Source organism: Serratia sp. HNCC26DJ244, assembly GCF_057180565.1.
The window spans coordinates 326,111-343,981 of sequence record NZ_JBXUGO010000001.1 but is presented as its reverse complement, the minus strand read 5'-3'; the positions used below and the strand labels follow the sequence as shown (position 1 = coordinate 343,981).

14 protein-coding genes and 6 tRNA genes are annotated in these 17,871 nt (G+C 50.7%); 18 read left to right on the top strand and 2 right to left on the bottom strand.

Annotated elements, in window-relative coordinates:
- The first annotated feature begins 217 nt into the window (after window positions 1-217).
- From asnB to AC2A06_RS01465, 7 genes are all read left to right on the top strand, one after another.
- The gene (asnB, locus tag AC2A06_RS01495; protein WP_484379120.1) at window positions 218-1,882 is read left to right on the top strand and encodes an asparagine synthase B; all 1,665 of its coding nucleotides are present in this window, start codon (window positions 218-220) and stop codon (window positions 1,880-1,882) included.
- Window positions 1,883-2,084: 202 nt separating this feature from the next.
- Window positions 2,085-2,161 (top strand) — tRNA-Met (locus tag AC2A06_RS01490).
- Between the two features lie 9 nt (window positions 2,162-2,170).
- Window positions 2,171-2,255, top strand: a tRNA-Leu gene (locus AC2A06_RS01485).
- A 28-nt stretch (window positions 2,256-2,283) separates the two neighbouring features.
- Window positions 2,284-2,358: transfer RNA gene (locus AC2A06_RS01480), tRNA-Gln, on the top strand.
- A 38-nt stretch (window positions 2,359-2,396) separates the two neighbouring features.
- Window positions 2,397-2,471 (top strand) — tRNA-Gln (locus tag AC2A06_RS01475).
- A gap of 155 nt (window positions 2,472-2,626) precedes the next feature.
- Window positions 2,627-2,703, top strand: a tRNA-Met gene (locus AC2A06_RS01470).
- A gap of 16 nt (window positions 2,704-2,719) precedes the next feature.
- Window positions 2,720-2,794: transfer RNA gene (locus tag AC2A06_RS01465), tRNA-Gln, on the top strand.
- Between the two features lie 58 nt (window positions 2,795-2,852).
- Here AC2A06_RS01465 and ubiF read toward each other — a convergent pair.
- Window positions 2,853-4,034, bottom strand: coding sequence for a 3-demethoxyubiquinol 3-hydroxylase (ubiF, locus tag AC2A06_RS01460; RefSeq protein ID WP_484379119.1), 1,182 nt, complete (start codon window positions 4,032-4,034; stop codon window positions 2,853-2,855).
- A gap of 300 nt (window positions 4,035-4,334) precedes the next feature.
- On the opposite strand from ubiF, the gene miaB reads away from it, so the two are divergent.
- The 10 genes from miaB to AC2A06_RS01410 all read left to right on the top strand — a co-directional run bounded on the left by miaB (window position 4,335) and on the right by AC2A06_RS01410 (window position 14,423).
- The gene (gene miaB / locus AC2A06_RS01455; protein WP_484379118.1) at window positions 4,335-5,759 is read left to right on the top strand and encodes a tRNA (N6-isopentenyl adenosine(37)-C2)-methylthiotransferase MiaB; all 1,425 of its coding nucleotides are present in this window, start codon (window positions 4,335-4,337) and stop codon (window positions 5,757-5,759) included.
- 189 nt (window positions 5,760-5,948) lie between these two features.
- Window positions 5,949-6,284: a zinc ribbon domain-containing protein YjdM gene (locus AC2A06_RS01450; RefSeq protein ID WP_023490624.1), complete on the top strand. Its 336-nt coding sequence runs from the start codon at window positions 5,949-5,951 to the stop codon at window positions 6,282-6,284.
- Between the two features lie 171 nt (window positions 6,285-6,455).
- Window positions 6,456-7,511, top strand: a complete 1,056-nt coding sequence (locus AC2A06_RS01445; protein ID WP_023490623.1) for a PhoH family protein — start codon at window positions 6,456-6,458, stop codon at window positions 7,509-7,511.
- Window positions 7,508-7,981 (top strand): rRNA maturation RNase YbeY, encoded by a 474-nt coding sequence (gene ybeY, locus AC2A06_RS01440; protein ID WP_484379117.1) that lies wholly within the window; start codon window positions 7,508-7,510, stop codon window positions 7,979-7,981. Before AC2A06_RS01445 ends, ybeY begins: the two co-directional genes overlap by 4 nt.
- Before the next feature lie 206 nt (window positions 7,982-8,187).
- Window positions 8,188-9,066: a CNNM family magnesium/cobalt transport protein CorC gene (gene corC, locus AC2A06_RS01435; RefSeq protein ID WP_023490621.1), complete on the top strand. Its 879-nt coding sequence runs from the start codon at window positions 8,188-8,190 to the stop codon at window positions 9,064-9,066.
- Between the two features lie 7 nt (window positions 9,067-9,073).
- Window positions 9,074-10,603, top strand: a complete 1,530-nt coding sequence (gene lnt, locus AC2A06_RS01430) for an apolipoprotein N-acyltransferase (RefSeq protein ID WP_473195732.1) — start codon at window positions 9,074-9,076, stop codon at window positions 10,601-10,603.
- A 472-nt stretch (window positions 10,604-11,075) separates the two neighbouring features.
- The gene (locus AC2A06_RS01425) at window positions 11,076-11,972 is read left to right on the top strand and encodes an amino acid ABC transporter substrate-binding protein (protein ID WP_023490619.1); all 897 of its coding nucleotides are present in this window, start codon (window positions 11,076-11,078) and stop codon (window positions 11,970-11,972) included.
- Between the two features lie 311 nt (window positions 11,973-12,283).
- Window positions 12,284-13,024 (top strand): amino acid ABC transporter permease, encoded by a 741-nt coding sequence (locus tag AC2A06_RS01420; protein WP_484379116.1) that lies wholly within the window; start codon window positions 12,284-12,286, stop codon window positions 13,022-13,024.
- A complete protein-coding gene (gene gltK, locus AC2A06_RS01415; RefSeq protein ID WP_023490617.1) occupies window positions 13,024-13,698 on the top strand; it encodes a glutamate/aspartate ABC transporter permease GltK in 675 nt (224 codons plus the stop codon). Before AC2A06_RS01420 ends, gltK begins: the two co-directional genes overlap by 1 nt.
- On the top strand, window positions 13,698-14,423 hold the full coding sequence (locus tag AC2A06_RS01410; protein ID WP_484379115.1) for an amino acid ABC transporter ATP-binding protein: 726 nt from the start codon (window positions 13,698-13,700) through the stop codon (window positions 14,421-14,423). Before gltK ends, AC2A06_RS01410 begins: the two co-directional genes overlap by 1 nt.
- Before the next feature lie 37 nt (window positions 14,424-14,460).
- Here AC2A06_RS01410 and AC2A06_RS01405 read toward each other — a convergent pair whose 3' ends face one another.
- Entirely contained in the window at window positions 14,461-14,943 is a 483-nt protein-coding gene (locus AC2A06_RS01405; protein WP_023490615.1) for a zinc ribbon-containing protein, read from the bottom strand.
- A 343-nt stretch (window positions 14,944-15,286) separates the two neighbouring features.
- Here AC2A06_RS01405 and leuS point away from each other — a divergent pair, with 343 nt between their 5' ends.
- Complete coding sequence (gene leuS / locus AC2A06_RS01400) at window positions 15,287-17,869, top strand: leucine--tRNA ligase (protein ID WP_484379114.1); 2,583 nt, start codon at window positions 15,287-15,289, stop codon at window positions 17,867-17,869.
- Window positions 17,870-17,871: the final 2 nt, after the last annotated feature.

The window sequence follows — 17,871 nt, the reverse complement described above, 5'->3', positions numbered from 1 at the left end:
ACGATTCAATAGTTTTTTAGCTTCAAAACTGAATATTCGCTAATTTTAAATCCTCTCTGCTAAATTTTTTCCGTCATAAAGTTAAATCTCTTGCATTCACCCCAGGTTTAGCCGCATTTTCATCATCAGTAAAGCCATGGGGTGATCATCATGCCCACGGCCCAGCCAGATGAATAACATCAGGTATCAATTTATCAAGAGTATGAGGAGAGTCATTATGTGTTCTATTTTTGGCGTGCTCGATCTAAAGTCTGATCCGCTTGAATTGCGTAAAAAAGCGTTGGAGTTATCGCGCCTGATGCGCCACCGCGGCCCTGACTGGTCCGGTATCTATGCCAGTGATAAAGCGATTCTTGCTCATGAACGCCTGTCGATTGTTGATGTGAATCATGGCGCTCAACCGCTCTACAACGCGGCAGGTAACCATATTTTGGCAGTTAACGGGGAAATTTATAATCACCAGGCATTGCGCCAGCAATTAAGTGACCGTTATGCATTCCAAACCGCTTCCGACTGTGAAGTGATCCTGGCCCTGTATCAGGAACAAGGACCGGCCTTTCTGGATGAACTGCAGGGCATGTTTGCCTTCGCCCTCTATGATGCAGAAAAAGATGCTTATCTGATTGGTCGTGACCATCTGGGTATCATCCCGCTCTATATGGGGCATGATGAACATGGCAACCTGTTTGTGGCTTCTGAAATGAAAGCGCTGGTACCGATATGTCGCAGCATCAAAGAGTTCCCGGCGGGTAGCTATCTCTGGAGCCAAGAGGGAGAAATTCGCCAATATTATCAGCGCGACTGGTTCGACTTTGCCAATGTGGCCGATAACACCACTGACGCCGATGCACTGCGTGATGCATTGGAAGAGTCAGTGAAAAGCCACCTGATGTCCGATGTCCCCTATGGGGTGCTGCTTTCTGGCGGGCTGGATTCCTCCGTGATCTCGGCCATTACCAAAAAATATGCCGCCCGTCGTGTGGAAGATGATGAGCGTAGCGAAGCCTGGTGGCCGCAACTGCACTCCTTTGCCGTTGGCCTGGAGGGTTCTCCGGATCTGGCAGCGGCACAACAGGTGGCTAATCACCTCGGCACGGTACACCATGAGCTTCACTTCACGGTACAAGAGGGGCTCGATGCCATCCGTGATGTGATTTACCATATTGAAACTTATGATGTGACCACGATTCGCGCCTCAACACCGATGTACCTGATGTCCCGTAAAATCAAGGCGATGGGCATTAAAATGGTGCTATCAGGGGAAGGTGCCGATGAAGTATTTGGCGGTTATTTGTACTTCCATAAAGCCCCCAATGCTAAAGAGTTCCATGAAGAGACGGTGCGTAAGCTATTGGCACTGCATATGTACGACTGTGCACGTGCCAACAAAGCCATGTCGGCCTGGGGAGTCGAAGCCCGTGTTCCCTTCCTGGACAAAAAATTTCTCGATGTGGCCATGCGCATCAACCCGAAAGACAAAATGTGCGGCAACGGCAAAATGGAAAAACACATTCTCCGTGAATGTTTCGAGTCTTATCTGCCAGCCAGCGTCGCCTGGCGCCAGAAAGAGCAGTTTTCTGATGGGGTTGGCTACAGTTGGATTGATACTTTAAAAGAAGTGGCCGCCAAACAGATCAGCGATCAACAGTTGGAAACAGCTCAATTCCGCTTCCCATACAATACGCCGACGTCAAAAGAAGGTTACCTGTATCGTGACATTTTCGAACAGTTATTCCCTCTGCCCAGCGCCGCCGAATGTGTTCCCGGTGGCCCCTCCGTCGCCTGTTCATCGGCCAAAGCCATTGAATGGGATGAGTCCTTCAAAAAGATGGACGACCCGTCTGGCCGAGCGGTAGGGGTACACCAATCCGCCTATCAGTGATATCTCATGGGGGAGACGACTCCCCCTTTTGTTGATGTTTTTCAGCAGTAATTCTTTTATTTGTCTATTTTATAGACAGACTGTTCACAACCCAGACAAACAACACACTCAGTCGCTTTTTCGGGAAAAAATTAGTTGACGCAAAACGACCATATACGCATAATGCGCCCCGCAACGCCGATGAAGGTAACGCAAAAAAGATGGCTACGTAGCTCAGTTGGTTAGAGCACATCACTCATAATGATGGGGTCACAGGTTCGAATCCCGTCGTAGCCACCACTTTTTTTTGCGGGAGTGGCGAAATTGGTAGACGCACTAGATTTAGGTTCTAGCGCCGCAAGGTGTGCGAGTTCAAGTCTCGCCTCCCGCACCATCTCTTTCGTCGTTGTGTAAACAGCAGGTGGGGTATCGCCAAGCGGTAAGGCACCGGTTTTTGATACCGGCATTCCCTGGTTCGAATCCAGGTACCCCAGCCATCTTTCCCGATGAAGCTGTAAAAAATTAATTGTGTTATTGGGGTATCGCCAAGCGGTAAGGCACTGGTTTTTGATACCAGCATTCCCTGGTTCGAATCCAGGTACCCCAGCCATACAACACCATTGATTTATAGCACCAGATAGTCTCCTCATACCTCAAACTGCACCGAATTGGCGACATCGTTCGCACCAGTAATATCGTTTTTCACTACATCTGGTGACTTTCGATTTAATGACCAATAGGTAGGCAGTTAATGTATGTGGATATGGCTACGTAGCTCAGTTGGTTAGAGCACATCACTCATAATGATGGGGTCACAGGTTCAAATCCCGTCGTAGCCACCATTCAAAAAATGATAATTGGGGTATCGCCAAGCGGTAAGGCACTGGTTTTTGATACCAGCATTCCCTGGTTCGAATCCAGGTACCCCAGCCAAATTTAGAACAGCTCGCTACGGCGAGCTGTTTGCTTTTCAGTGTTCTCTGGCAGGAAATCATAAACCTAACGCATACTTCAGCGCTTGTTCCTTCAACTTGCCCGCATGTTGTGCGGCCATCAAGGCCAGATTGCGTGCCACTCTCAGCGGGGGCAGATCGTTGCTGAAGGTGGAGTAAAACAGATCCATACCATTTTGCATCATCAGGTTATCCCGACGACGACGGCGTTGATAGCGCATCAGCACTGCTTCACTCGCCCAATCCTCGCCCTGAGCCACCGCATCCGCCACCACCGCCAACAGCGCGCCAACATCACGGTAGCCCAGATTCACCCCCTGCCCAGCCAGCGGATTGATGGTATGTGCCGCATCACCGAGTAATGCCAACCCCGGTTTGACATAACGTTGTGCATGGCGGCGTACCAGAGGAAAAGCGCCCACGCCATGAACCTTCACGGCCCCTAGACGGGATGGAAACGCGGCGACGATTTCACGTTCAAGCGCCGCCAGCGGCAAGCCTTGCAATTGCCGGATACGCTGTGGGCTGTCATACCAAGCCAGCGACGCCCAGTGATCATACAGCGGCAAAAATGCGCGCGGCCCAGAAGGGAAAAATTGCTGCCAGGTGACATCCTGCTGTGGCGCGCCAGTTTCAACACTAATCAGCATACAGCTCTGGCGATATTGCCAACCATTGATACCAATACCGGCCAGCTTACGCACCGGTGAGTCGGCACCATCTGCCCCCACCAGCAAACGCGCCTGTATCGTCTGTGACGAGTTTAAGGTCACTTGCCAAGTGTCATCGATACGTTGCATTGATTGCAGCATGGCGGGGCAATAGAGCTGCAAATTTTCGCATTGTGCCAATTGCTGCCACAACGCGAGTTGCAAAATACGGTTCTCAACCATAAAGCCAAGTTCAGGCAAGCCGAGTGAGGCGGCATCAAACACCACTCGCGAGGCATCCCATTCCCAGGTTTCTAACCGGCGGTAAGGTGCCGACCTCATTTGTTGAACTAACGGCCAGGCATCCAATTGCTGCAACAGTTCAACCGAGGTACAACTGATGGCCGAAACACGTAGATCCGGAGGGCTTTGTGCATCGAAGGCCTCAGGGGTATGCGCCTCCAGTAAGGCGACCGATAACCCGGTTCTCGCCAGCCCTAGAGCGGCCGCCGCCCCTACCATGCCGCCCCCCACCACCAGGAAATCAACCTGTTTTTGCGAAGTTTTCATTTTCGTTATGCTTATTGATTCGTTGAGTGCCATGCCGCCCAAAATCCCCCGCATCATGCTGTCTAGCTGAGTATTGCTGGGGCTGCGTCATCGCGGTACGCGAACTTTAGTGTACCGGATCTGGCTTCGGGCCGCATGCTGCTTTCACGTCACTGGTCACAGCCGCATCAAATGATTACAATACCCCACCTATATACTCTGATTTATTGAGATCGCAGCCAGCACGGCTGTAGATTGAAGCAATCTGAGTATCTATGGCACATAACACATTTTTCTCTCTCCACGGGTAATGACAAGTCAATGACGAAAAAACTACATATCAAAACCTGGGGCTGCCAGATGAATGAGTATGACTCATCAAAAATGGCGGATTTACTGGGTAGCACACTGGGTTACCAACCAACCGAAAACGTTGAAGAGGCGGACCTGTTGCTGCTGAATACCTGTTCTATTCGCGAAAAAGCGCAGGAGAAAGTTTTCGATATGTTAGGCCGCTGGAAGCGACTGAAAGAGAAGAAACCTGACCTGATTATTGGCGTGGGTGGCTGTGTTGCTTCACAAGAAGGCGCGCATATCCGCCAACGCGCACCCTGTGTCGATATTATCTTTGGCCCGCAGACCTTGCATCGTCTACCAGAGATGATCGCACAGGTGACTGGCACCCGTAGCCCGGTTATCGACATCAGCTTCCCGGAAATCGAAAAGTTCGATCGGTTACCCGAACCCCGCGCTGACGGCCCTACGGCATTTGTCTCAATCATGGAAGGCTGCAATAAATACTGCACTTTTTGTGTTGTACCTTATACCCGTGGTGAAGAAGTCAGCCGCCCATGCGATGACATCCTGTTCGAAATCGCCCAACTTGCGGCCCAAGGGGTACGCGAAGTCAACCTGCTGGGGCAGAACGTGAATGCTTATCGTGGTGCGACTTACGATGGCGATATCTGTTCGTTTGCTGAATTGCTGCGTCTGGTGGCGGCCATTGACGGTATTGACCGTCTGCGCTTTACCACCAGCCACCCAATAGAATTCACCGACGATATTATTGCGGTGTATGAAGATACCCCTGAGCTGGTGAGCTTCCTGCACCTGCCAGTACAAAGTGGTTCAGACCGCATCTTGACCATGATGAAACGTGCTCACACCGCGTTGGAATATAAGTCTATTATTCGCAAGCTGCGTAAAGCCCGGCCCAACATACAGATCAGTTCTGATTTCATCGTTGGCTTCCCAGGGGAGACTGCAGCCGACTTTGAACAAACCATGAACCTGATTGCCGAGGTCAATTTTGATCTCAGCTACAGCTTTATCTACTCCTCACGCCCCGGAACACCGGCCGCTGATATGGTTGACGATGTCACCCTGGAAGAGAAAAAGCAGCGGCTCTATATTCTGCAAGAGCGCATTAACCAACAGGCGTTGCAGTTCAGCCGCCGTATGCTTGGCACTGAGCAACGCATTCTGGTGGAGGGAGTTTCCCGCAAGAGCGTGATGGATCTGGCTGGCCGCACCGAATGTAACCGGGTGGTCAACTTTGAGGGAACACCGGATTTAATTGGCCAGTTTGTTGATGTGGAAATTACCGAGGTACGCAGTAACTCGCTGCGCGGCGCGTTGGTCCGTACTGAACAACAGATGGCGTTACGGGTACATGAATCCCCGCAATCGGTGATCGCTCGTACCCGTAAAGAAGATGCTCTGGGTGTGGGCAGCTATCAGCCTTGATGCGGATTGGCGTCTATAGCCGCGCCGATTCAAGTTGCCGTTAGGCGGCCAAATGCGCCAGCAACTTGAATGGCAGTGAAACGAATAGACAACCTAGACGCTGCTGCCCAATACCGTCACTTTGCTATTTTTTGCCAGGCAGATATTGCCTGGTCATTTTTTTTATTTTAATAAAGAGGCAATAATCTAATGCAACTGCCACACTGCCCGAAGTGCAACTCCGAATATACCTATCAGGATAACGACCTGTTCATCTGCCCCGAGTGCGCCTATGAGTGGAGCGACAACGCCAGCGCTGAAGATGCCGATACCCTGATTGTCAAAGATGCCAATGGCAATCTGCTCGCTGATGGTGATGCTGTGACGGTCATTAAAGACCTGAAAGTGAAAGGCAGCTCTTCCATGCTGAAAATTGGCACCAAAGTGAAAAACATCCGTCTGGTGGAGGGTGATCACAACATCGATTGTAAAATTGATGGTTTTGGCCCAATGAAGCTGAAATCGGAATTTGTGAAAAAGAACTAATCTGCTCTTCTGGGCCGAACGATTTGCCCGGATTGCATGTGTCACAGGTGTAAGGACTTGCACCTGTGCCACACGGCATGAATAATTCAAGGTATTCCCATCAAAGGGGATATACACTGAAATTAGATTAGATGACATTAACCAGGCCCAGAATGAGCCTTGAGGAATCGTTTGAACGTCGCAACACAAGAAATCCTGTTAGAGCCTGCAGATAACCAACGCTTGTTGAGCCTCTGTGGCCCGTTTGATGACAATATCAAACAACTCGAACGTCGGTTGGGGATTGAAATCAACCGGCGGGATAACCGCTTCAAGTTGGTCGGTAAAAACCTTTGTGTTGCTGCCGCAGCGGATATTCTGCGCCATCTGTATGTGGATACCGCCCCGATTCGTGGCGTGACCCCAGATATCGACCCAGAGCAGATACACTTGGCTATCAAAGAGAGCCGGGTACTGGAGCAGGTTGCCGAAAGCGTACCAGATTATGGTAAAGCGGTTACCATCAAGACCAAACGTGGCATGGTAAAACCCCGTACCCCCAATCAGGCGCAATATGTCGCCAATATTTTCGCTCATGACATCACTTTTGGTATTGGCCCTGCCGGTACCGGGAAGACCTATCTGGCGGTTGCCGCCGCGGTTGATGCCCTCGAGCGTCAAGAGATCCGCCGTATCCTGCTTACTCGCCCAGCGGTGGAAGCGGGTGAAAAACTTGGCTTCCTGCCTGGGGATCTCAGCCAGAAAGTTGATCCCTACCTGCGCCCCCTGTATGACGCCCTATTCGAAATGCTCGGCTTTGAACGAGTGGAAAAACTGATCGAACGGAATGTGATCGAAGTGGCCCCACTAGCTTATATGCGTGGCCGCACATTGAATGATGCCTTTATCATTCTGGATGAAAGCCAGAACACCAGCATCGAACAGATGAAAATGTTCCTGACGCGTATCGGTTTCAACTCGAAAGCGGTAATTACTGGTGATGTGACGCAAATCGATCTGCCACGTAACCAGAAATCTGGCCTGCGCCATGCGGTGGAAGTGCTCTCTGAAGTGGAAGAGATCAGTTTCAACTTTTTCCACAGTGAAGATGTGGTACGGCACCCGGTGGTCGCCCGCGTGGTGATCGCCTATGAAGCTTGGGAAGCCGCCGAACAGAAACGCAAAGATGCCCTCGCCGAGCAACGCAAACGTGATGCGTTAACCGCCCCCGGGCAGGAGATGCCATGAGCCCAGTGATCCTCGATTTACAACTGGCCTGTGACAACAGTGAAGGGCTACCCCCTGAAAGCCAATTCCAGCGTTGGCTGGATGCGGTCTTGCCACAGTTTCAGGAACAGTCGGAAGTCACTATCCGCCTGGTGGATGAAGCGGAAAGCCAGCAGTTGAATCTCACTTATCGCGGCAAAGACCAACCCACCAATGTGCTGTCATTCCCGTTTGAAGCCCCGGCGGGAATCGAATTACCGCTGTTGGGGGACTTGATTATTTGCCGTCAGGTGGTGGAACGGGAAGCCGTTGAACAACAAAAAACGCTGGAGGCCCATTGGGCACATATGGTTGTTCACGGTAGCCTTCATCTGCTAGGGTATGACCATATTGAAGATGAGCAAGCCGAAGAAATGGAATCTTTGGAAACCGAGATTATGCAGGAGATGGGCTACCCAGACCCTTACCTGGCGGAAAAAGATCCCATCTGATGTTAGCAAACACCCTTGCCCTGCTGGGGAACTGTACTCAAAATAATTCGAGTTGCTTGCAGGCGGCAAGTCCGAGAGTCGCCAGGAGCATAGATAACTATGTGACTGGTGCGAACGAACGCAGCCAACACCCAATCAACTTGAAGAATGAAGAGTATGTTGCTAATTTTGATCCCTCTGACCTGAGTGATATTAACTAAAACGCCATGAGCGACGACCATTCACAAAGCAATGACAGCCCCAGTCCCAAAAAGGGGTTTTTTACTCTTATCCTTAACCATTTGTTCCATGGTGAACCTAAAAATCGTGACGATTTGGTTGAGCTGATCCGCGATTCTGAGCAAAACGAGCTGATTGACCCCGATACCCGTGACATGCTCGAAGGGGTGATGGATATCGCTGGGCAACGGGTACGTGACATCATGATCCCGCGTTCCCAGATGGTCACCGTAAAGCGTAACCAGACCCTTGAAGAGTGCCTGGACGTGATAATTGAATCTGCACACTCCCGCTTCCCGGTAGTCAGTGAAGACAAGGATCACATCGAAGGGATTCTGATGGCCAAGGATTTATTGCCGTTTATGCGCGCAGATTCCGAGCCATTCAGCATCGACAAGGTGTTGCGCCCTGCCGTTGTGGTCCCTGAGAGCAAACGGGTTGACCGAATGCTGAAAGAGTTCCGCTCCCAGCGTTATCATATGGCCATTGTCATTGATGAATTCGGTGGTGTTTCTGGCCTGGTCACCATTGAGGATATTCTTGAACTGATTGTGGGTGAAATCGAAGACGAATACGACGATGAGGAAGATCTGGATGTTCGCCAACTGAATCGCCACATGTTTACCGTGCGCGCTCTGGCCCCTATCGAAGATTTTAACGAAACATTTGGTACTCACTTCAGTGATGAGGAAGTTGACACTATTGGTGGTCTGGTGATGCAAGCCTTCGGTCACCTGCCTGCGCGGGGGGAAACCATCGAAATCGAAGGTTACTTGTTTAAAGTGACCATGGCCGACAGTCGACGTATCATCCAGGTTCATGTCAAAATTCCGGACGACTCGCCACCACCGAAACTGGAAGAATAAATCATTTATGGCTAAAGCCCCCTTACTTGAACGCCAGTGGGTTCGTACCCTGCTGGCGCTGTTATCCGGTGCCTGCGGCACATTAGCATTCTCACCTTACGATATCTGGCCAGCGGCGATTGTTTCCCTGGTCGGTCTATTGGCGATTACGCTTAATCGCACCACTAAACAGTCTGTTATGCTGGGCTTCTTCTGGGGCATGGGGCTGTTTGGCACTGGCGTGAACTGGGTCTATGTCAGTATTGCTGATTTCGGTGGTATGCCCTTTGCCATCAATCTCTTTCTGGTGGTACTGCTGGCCGCCTATCTCTCACTCTACACCGGGCTATTCGCTGGGCTCTTGACCCGTATCTGGCCACAGACCAGTTGGTGGAAACTGGCCATTGCCGCCCCAGCCGTATGGCAACTCACCGAGTTCCTGCGCGGTTGGGTGCTCACTGGCTTCCCCTGGTTGCAATTTGGCTATAGCCAGATTGATGGTCCGCTGCAAGGTATCGCGCCATTACTGGGCGTGGACGCCATCACCTTAATTTTAATGTCTCTCAGTGGGTTATTGGTTTTTGCCATTAACCAGCGGCGCATTACCCCTGGGGTGATTGCGCTGGCAATGTTACTGCTGCCCTGGCCACTGCGCCAGTTGCAGTGGTTTACCCCACTGCCGGAGAAGGCGGTGAATATCGCCATGGTGCAAGGCAATATCGAACAATCGCTGAAATGGGACCCCAGTGCGTTGCAAAATACGCTGCAAACCTATCTGGATGAGAGCCGGCCCTATATCGGTAAAGCCCCCATTATCATCTGGCCGGAGTCCGCCATTCCGGATGTGGAAAGCAACCAACATGGTTTTCTCACCATGCTTGATGAGATGATGCGAGCTAACAACAGCAGCCTGATCACCGGGATTGTTGATGTCCGCGCCACACCACAGGGCAGAGAGATCTTCAACAGTGTGATCGTCCTTGGGGAAGAGGAACCCTACCGTTACCCCGCCAGCAATCGTTACGACAAACACCATCTGGTGCCCTTTGGTGAATTTGTACCGCTGGAAACTCTGCTGCGGCCATTAGCGCCACTTTTTGATTTGCCAATGTCCTCATTCAGCCGTGGTAATTATGTGCAGCCACCGTTGAGTGTGCGCGGTTACAACCTGACTGCGGCCATCTGCTATGAAATTGTGCTGGGTCAACAAGTACGGGATAATTTCCACCCAGATACCCATTTCCTGCTGACCATCTCGAATGATGCCTGGTTCGGCAACTCTATTGGCCCATGGCAGCACTTCCAAATGGCGCGGATGCGAGCACTGGAATTAGGCCGGCCGTTGCTACGCGCCACCAATAACGGCATTACTGCAGCGATTGGGCCGACAGGCGAAGTACAGGCTTCCATCCCACAATTCACCCGAAGCGTGCTGGAAGTGACTGTCACCCCCACCAGCGGGATCACCCCTTACGCGCGTTTTGGTTCAGCCCCCATTTGGCTGTTCAGTGCGCTGTTAGGTGCTATTGCCCTGGTCGCTCGTTGGCGCCGCAAATAACCTTCCACTCTTAAGCACGGCGCCTTGCCGTGCTTTTCTCACCACGTCGTAACATTTCATGATGCCAATTTTCTGGCACGCTCTTGCTCCAATAAAATCATATCCAACCCCAGGTTATGGCCTGGTGGCCACTAAGTTCAAGCAGCACAGCCCCTGAATAGCCCGAAAGAACGTGGATATATGCACAACTCCAGCGCATTGCGCGCACTTTACTGGTGTGCGGTGGGTTTATTGCATTAATTAGGTGCGTGTGATGTCGCAAAAAATAAAACAATTTGATTACATTATATTTACATTGAGCTATTTTTTAGCGGTTTCATAACCAAGTTCAATCAAGTTACAGGTAGGCGGCCAACAACCCTGCAACTTGAGTGGCAACGGGTATATACGCTAAATAACTCAAACCTAGAATAGTCGCTTTAGCTCAACACTCCCTGAGTACGGACTATTACAACAACAAAGGAGTTAAACCATGCAACTACGTAAATTGGCGTTATCGTTACTGTTTATCGGTATGGCGGGTAGCGTAGCCCACGCGGAAGAATTGACCGGTACACTAAAGAAGATCAACGATAACGGCGTGATTGTTGTCGGCCACCGAGAGTCTTCGGTCCCCTTCTCTTACTATGATAATCAACAGCAAGTGGTCGGCTACTCCCAGGACTATTCCAACCAAATTATTGATGCCATCAAGAAGAAATTGAACCAACCCAATCTGCAGGTGAAAATGATCCCCATCACCTCGCAGAATCGTATCCCATTGTTGCAAAACGGGACTTACGACTTTGAGTGTGGTTCGACGACCAACAACCTTGAGCGCCAACAACAAGCCACATTCTCCAACACCATTTTTATTGTCGGTACTCGTCTGCTAGCGAAGAAAGACTCCGATATCAAAGACTTTAAAGACCTGGCGGGTAAAACCGTGGTGGTCACTTCAGGGACAACGTCTGAAGTCCTGCTCAACAAACTCAATGACAACGGGCAGATGAAAATGCGCATCATCAGTGCCAAAGATCATGGTGACTCTTTCCGTACCTTGGAAAGCGGCCGTGCAGTGGCATTTATGATGGACGACGCCCTACTTGCAGGCGAACGGGCCAAAGCCAAGCAGCCTGACCAGTGGGAAATCACCGGCACTGCGCAATCCAGAGAAGCCTATGGCTGTATGATGCGCAAAGATGACCCGCAATTTAAACAATTGATTGATGAGACCATCAGCCAAGTTCAAACCTCGGGTCAGGCTATACAATGGTTTGATACCTGGTTCAAACAACCTATCCCACCGAAAAACCTCAACTTGAACTTCGCACTGTCTGATGACATGAAGCAATTGTTCAAAGAGCCGAATGACAAAGCATTAAATTAATAACAATAAGGCCAGTATACCCAAGTTCAATGGAGTGGCAGGTAGGCGACAAGTGAGCGAGTCCCTAGGAGCATAGATAACTATGTGACTAGGGCGAAAGAGCGTAGTCAACAACCCTGCAGCTTCATTGGTGACCGGGATATCACTGGCCATGTTGATGGCTGACTGAGAGCAGACAGAAATGCGGGGGGTAGTTCCCCTCCCGCATTGCTCCAGACAAGTTCAGGGTCTCATACGCAAAAAACAACCTGACCCGTGCGTGTGAGCTACCGCCGAACCCCCATCATGCTCGATGTTTAATGGAGTTTGTTATGTCAATTGATTGGAACTGGGGTATCTTCTTGCAGCCGGCCCCCTTCGGCAATACCACCTATCTAGGCTGGATGTGGTCCGGTTTTCAGGTCACGATCGCCCTCTCCCTGTGTGCCTGGATGATTGCTTTCTTTGTGGGATCACTGTTTGGCATCTTGCGCACCGTGCCCAACCGTTTCCTTTCCTCGCTGGGTACCTGTTATGTAGAGCTATTTCGTAACGTACCGCTGATCGTCCAATTTTTCACCTGGTACCTGGTGATCCCCGAACTGCTGCCGACAGAGATCGGTATGTGGTTCAAAATGGAGCTGGATCCCAATGTTCAGTTCTTTGTTTCCTCCATGCTGTGCCTTGGCTTGTTTACTGCGGCACGCGTCTGTGAACAAGTACGAGCAGCCATTCAGTCACTGCCCCGTGGCCAGCAGGCTGCGGGGTTAGCCATGGGGCTGACATTGCCACAAACCTATCGCTATGTGCTATTGCCCAATGCTTACCGGATCATTGTGCCGCCGATGACTTCCGAAATGTTGAACCTGGTGAAAAACTCTGCCATCGCCTCCACTATCGGTCTAGTGGATATGGCGGCGCAAGCAGGCAAACTGCTCGATTACTCAGCTCATGCGTATGAATCATTTACTGCTATCACCTTGGCCTATGTCGCTATCAACACTGTCATTATGCTGTTGATGCGTCTGGTGGAGAAGAGAGTGCAGTTACCTGGCAATATGGGGAGCAAGTAATGTATCAATTTGATTGGGGATCGATTGTCCCAAACCTCCCTTACCTGCTGCAGGGCCTGGGGATCACGCTGAAAATCACCGTGGTCGCCATCGTATTTGGCATTCTCTGGGGTACCGTGCTCGCGGTTATGCGCTTGTCACCGATCAAACCCCTCAGTTGGTTTGCGGCGCTGTATGTCAACCTGTTTCGCTCTGTCCCGCTAGTGATGGTATTGCTGTGGTTCTACCTGGTGGTTCCCAGCTTCTTACAGCAGGTCCTTGGCTTATCACCGAAAAACGATATTCGCCTGATCTCGGCGATGGTCGCCTTTTCGTTGTTTGAAGCGGCTTATTACTCGGAAATTATTCGGGCAGGCATCGAAAGCGTTTCACGCGGCCAATCTGCGGCTTCACTGGCGTTGGGGATGACCCGCTGGCAATCAATGCAACTGGTGATCTTGCCACAAGCTTTCCGCGCCATGGTCCCCTTACTCTTGACGCAAGGGATTGTGCTTTTCCAGGATACCTCACTGGTTTATGTGTTGAGCCTGGCTGACTTCTTCCGCACGGCCACCAATATTGGTGAGCGTGACGGTACGCGGGTAGAAATGGTGCTGTTCGCCGGTTTTGTCTATTTTATTATCAGTCTGGCCGCTTCGGCACTGGTAAGCTATTTGAAGAAAAGGACAGTTTGATGATATCCCTGAAAAATGTTTCCAAGTGGTACAGTCAGTTTCGGGTGTTGACCGATTGCACCACTGAAGTCAAAAAAGGTGAAGTGGTGGTGGTTTGCGGTCCTTCTGGTTCAGGCAAATCCACCCTGATTAAAACAGTTAACGGGCTAGAACTGATCCAACAAGGGGATATTCTGGTTAATGGCATACAAGTTAACGACAAGAAGACCAATCTGGCACAATTACGTTCCAAGGTGGGCATGGTATTCCAGCATTTCGAACTGTTCCCTCACTTATCGATCATTGAAAACCTGACACTGGCACAAGTCAAAGTTCTCAAGCGAGACAAAGCTGCATCCCGTGAGAAAGGCCTGAAATTACTGGAGCGAGTCGGCCTGTCCGCCCATGCCAATAAGTTCCCTGGTCAACTTTCCGGTGGTCAACAACAGCGCGTTGCCATTGCTCGCGCACTATGTATGGACCCTATCGCCATGCTATTTGATGAACCGACCTCGGCCCTTGATCCTGAAATGATCAATGAAGTGCTGGATGTAATGGTGGAACTGGCGCAAGAAGGGATGACCATGATGGTGGTTACCCACGAGATGGGCTTTGCTCGTAAGGTGGCTCACCGGGTGATCTTTATGGATGAAGGCAAGATTGTCGAAGATCGCAATAAAGATGACTTCTTCAACAACCCCACCTCCGAACGCGCCAGAGACTTCCTGGCCAAAATTTTACATTAATGCCGCTACCCACCACTGCTGCAAGCCCGGCGTACCATCAAGGTTCAAAGGGCTTGCGCTGGAACTGGTCATGCCCACATTTAGGGCAGCGGGGTAAAATCTCCGGGGTATAGAAGGCAAGATGATAGTGGCATTTCTCACAAACCAGATTGCCTAGCCCAACCACTTCACCACTGTGATAGACGCCATGGTGGCTGACATCCTTGAACACCTCACGCCATTCCAACTGCGTTTTGTCAGTGATATCGGCCAGTTCCTGCCATAGACTCTCTTTGATCACCCGCATAAAGACACTGTCAGTAAAAGCCTCACGACTCTCTTCATAACTACGGGCAAACTCCTCCAAGTCACGTCGTACTGCCAGAACCAGTTGATCCACCTCATGACGGGTCAACTCCTCCACCTCATTGAGGTATTTTTCGGCACTGGCCACCAACTCATCAATATCACGTTCGCCATTCTTTAGGCGTTCTGTCAATGATGCAACCAACTCACGATAGTATTGAGTAACTTTGCTCATAGCCTCTCCCGGGTCAATGACTGTGACAAGCGTGTTCTCTTAAGCTACCTGTTATTATTCTAGCCGTAAATCACTGATTGCAATTTGACCTGCTGCGAGATCTGCAGATTGTGAGTGATATCATGGCAAGTAAAATAAACCCGTCGTCATTGCGTGCTAGGGATATTATCTATCCCATCGCAGATACTTGAATCGGGAACGCTTAGTGTTGTTGTCAAGCAGCCTTATCAGCTATGCTATGCGGATCTATCAGATATGCCCGTTATCTTTCAAATTTCATCGAGCATAGACAAATAAATGCTACGGATGTAGCTGTTAAACACCTACAGGACCACTGGCCACCATGCAAGAGCAATATCGCCCCGAAGAGATAGAATCAACTGTACAACTTCACTGGCAACAGAAACAGACATTCAAAGTTACCGAAGACGCAAGCAAGGAAAAGTATTACTGCCTATCCATGTTGCCATACCCTTCGGGTCGTTTGCATATGGGCCATGTGCGTAACTACACCATCGGCGATGTGATCTCCCGTTACCAGCGGATGCTGGGTAAAAATGTGCTGCAGCCGATTGGCTGGGATGCCTTTGGTCTACCCGCGGAAGGGGCCGCAGTAAAAAATAATACCGCGCCTGCACCCTGGACCTATGACAACATCGAATATATGAAGAACCAGCTTAAATTGCTGGGCTTCGGCTATGACTGGGATCGTGAAATTGCCACCTGTAAGCCTGACTATTACCGTTGGGAACAGTGGTTCTTCACCAAGCTGTATGAAAAAGGCATGGTTTACAAAAAAACCTCCGCAGTGAACTGGTGCCCACATGATCTCACAGTATTGGCCAACGAGCAGGTGATTGACGGCTGCTGCTGGCGCTGCGACACCAAAGTTGAACGTAAAGAGATCCCGCAATGGTTTATCAAGATCACCGCTTATGCTGATCAACTGCTCAACGACCTGGACACACTGGAAAGTTGGCCTGAGCAGGTAAAAACCATGCAGCGCAACTGGATTGGCCGTTCTGAAGGGGTGGAAATTACCTTTGACGTCACCGATAGCGATGAAAAAGTGACCGTCTATACCACCCGCCCGGATACGTTTATCGGGGCAACCTATTTGGCGGTGGCTGCTGGCCACCCACTGGCACAGCTAGGTGCAACAAATAACCCCGCCCTGAACGCCTTTATTGATGAATGCCGTAACACTAAGGTTGCCGAAGCGGACATGGCAGTGATGGAGAAAAAAGGCATGGCCACGGGCCTGTTTGCCATCCATCCTCTCAACGGTGAAAAGCTGCCGATCTGGGTTGCCAACTTTGTGTTGATGGAATATGGCACCGGAGCCGTGATGGCAGTTCCCGCTCACGATCAACGCGACTGGGAATTTGCCACTAAATACCAATTGCCGATCAAGCCGGTGATACTGAATCTCGATGGCAGCCAGCCCGATATCAGCACCGAGGCAATGACCGAGAAAGGCGTTCTGTTCAATTCAGGTGAATTTGATGGTCTGGACCATCAGGCCGGGTTTAATGCCATTGCAGATAAACTGGTGATGCAGGGAGTCGGCCAACGTAAGGTCAACTACCGCCTGCGCGATTGGGGCGTTTCCCGCCAGCGTTACTGGGGAGCGCCGATCCCGATGGTCACACTGGAAGATGGTACAGTGATGCCAACCCCAGAAGACCAACTGCCGGTGATCCTGCCGGAAGATGTGGTGATGGATGGTATTACCAGCCCAATCAAAGCGGATCCGCAATGGGCGAAAACCACCGTTAACGGTCAACCCGCATTGCGTGAAACCGACACCTTCGACACCTTTATGGAGTCTTCCTGGTATTACGCGCGTTATACCTGCCCACAATATGACCAAGGGATGTTGGATCCTGCCGCCGCCAACTACTGGCTGCCAGTGGATCAGTATGTGGGGGGCATCGAACATGCCATCATGCACCTGATGTATTTCCGTTTCTTCCACAAGTTAATGCGTGACGCAGGGCTGGTGGATTCAGACGAGCCAGCCAAGCGCCTCTTATGCCAAGGTATGGTGCTGGCTGATGCCTTTTACTACAGCGGCAGTAATGGTGAGCGCATTTGGGTCTCCCCGGTTGACGCCATTGTTGAACGTGACGACAAGGGGCGTATTGTCAACGCCACCGACTCACAAGGCCATCAATTGGTTTATGCTGGCATGAGCAAAATGTCGAAGTCGAAAAATAACGGCATCGACCCACAAGTCATGGTGGAAAAATACGGTGCGGATACCGTTCGTCTGTTTATGATGTTCGCTTCTCCGGCTGAAATGACCCTGGAATGGCAGGAGTCAGGTGTAGAAGGGGCGAATCGCTTCCTGAAGCGCGTATGGAAACTGGCTTACGATCACCTGGAGCAAGGCGCGGTTCAACCACTGAATGTCGCAGAGCTGAATGAAGGTCAGAAAGCGTTACGCCGTGATGTACATAAAACCATCGCAAAAGTGACGGATGATATTGGCCGCCGCCAGACCTTTAACACCGCCATTGCCGCAGTAATGGAGTTAATGAATAAACTGGGCCGTGCACCACAAGAAACCGCGCAGGATCGTGCTTTGCTGCAGGAAGCGTTGCTGGCGGTAGTGCGGATGCTCTATCCATTTACCCCGCATATCTGCTTTACCTTGTGGCAAGCGTTAAACGGTACCGGTGATGTGGATACTGCACCCTGGCCGGTAGCAGAAGACGCCGCGATGGTAGAAGACTCCAAGTTGGTGGTGGTACAAGTTAACGGCAAAGTCCGTGCGAAAATTACCGTACCCGCTGACGCCACTGAAGATCAAGTCCGTGAACAGGCCGCACAGGAACATTTGGTGGCCAAGTATCTGGAAGGGGTTACAGTGCGTAAAGTGGTTTATGTTCCAGGCAAATTGCTTAACCTGGTTGTGGGTTAACA

Coding starts and splice junctions, on each gene's coding strand:
- asnB (WP_484379120.1), top strand. CDS start 218: ATGTGTTCTATTTTTGGCGTGCTCGATCTAAAGTCTGATCCGCTTGAA.
- ubiF (WP_484379119.1), bottom strand. CDS start 4,034: ATGAAAACTTCGCAAAAACAGGTTGATTTCCTGGTGGTGGGGGGCGGC.
- miaB (WP_484379118.1), top strand. CDS start 4,335: ATGACGAAAAAACTACATATCAAAACCTGGGGCTGCCAGATGAATGAG.
- AC2A06_RS01450 (WP_023490624.1), top strand. CDS start 5,949: ATGCAACTGCCACACTGCCCGAAGTGCAACTCCGAATATACCTATCAG.
- ybeY (WP_484379117.1), top strand. CDS start 7,508: ATGAGCCCAGTGATCCTCGATTTACAACTGGCCTGTGACAACAGTGAA.
- corC (WP_023490621.1), top strand. CDS start 8,188: ATGAGCGACGACCATTCACAAAGCAATGACAGCCCCAGTCCCAAAAAG.
- lnt (WP_473195732.1), top strand. CDS start 9,074: ATGGCTAAAGCCCCCTTACTTGAACGCCAGTGGGTTCGTACCCTGCTG.
- AC2A06_RS01425 (WP_023490619.1), top strand. CDS start 11,076: ATGCAACTACGTAAATTGGCGTTATCGTTACTGTTTATCGGTATGGCG.
- AC2A06_RS01420 (WP_484379116.1), top strand. CDS start 12,284: ATGTCAATTGATTGGAACTGGGGTATCTTCTTGCAGCCGGCCCCCTTC.
- gltK (WP_023490617.1), top strand. CDS start 13,024: ATGTATCAATTTGATTGGGGATCGATTGTCCCAAACCTCCCTTACCTG.
- AC2A06_RS01410 (WP_484379115.1), top strand. CDS start 13,698: ATGATATCCCTGAAAAATGTTTCCAAGTGGTACAGTCAGTTTCGGGTG.
- AC2A06_RS01405 (WP_023490615.1), bottom strand. CDS start 14,943: ATGAGCAAAGTTACTCAATACTATCGTGAGTTGGTTGCATCATTGACA.
- leuS (WP_484379114.1), top strand. CDS start 15,287: ATGCAAGAGCAATATCGCCCCGAAGAGATAGAATCAACTGTACAACTT.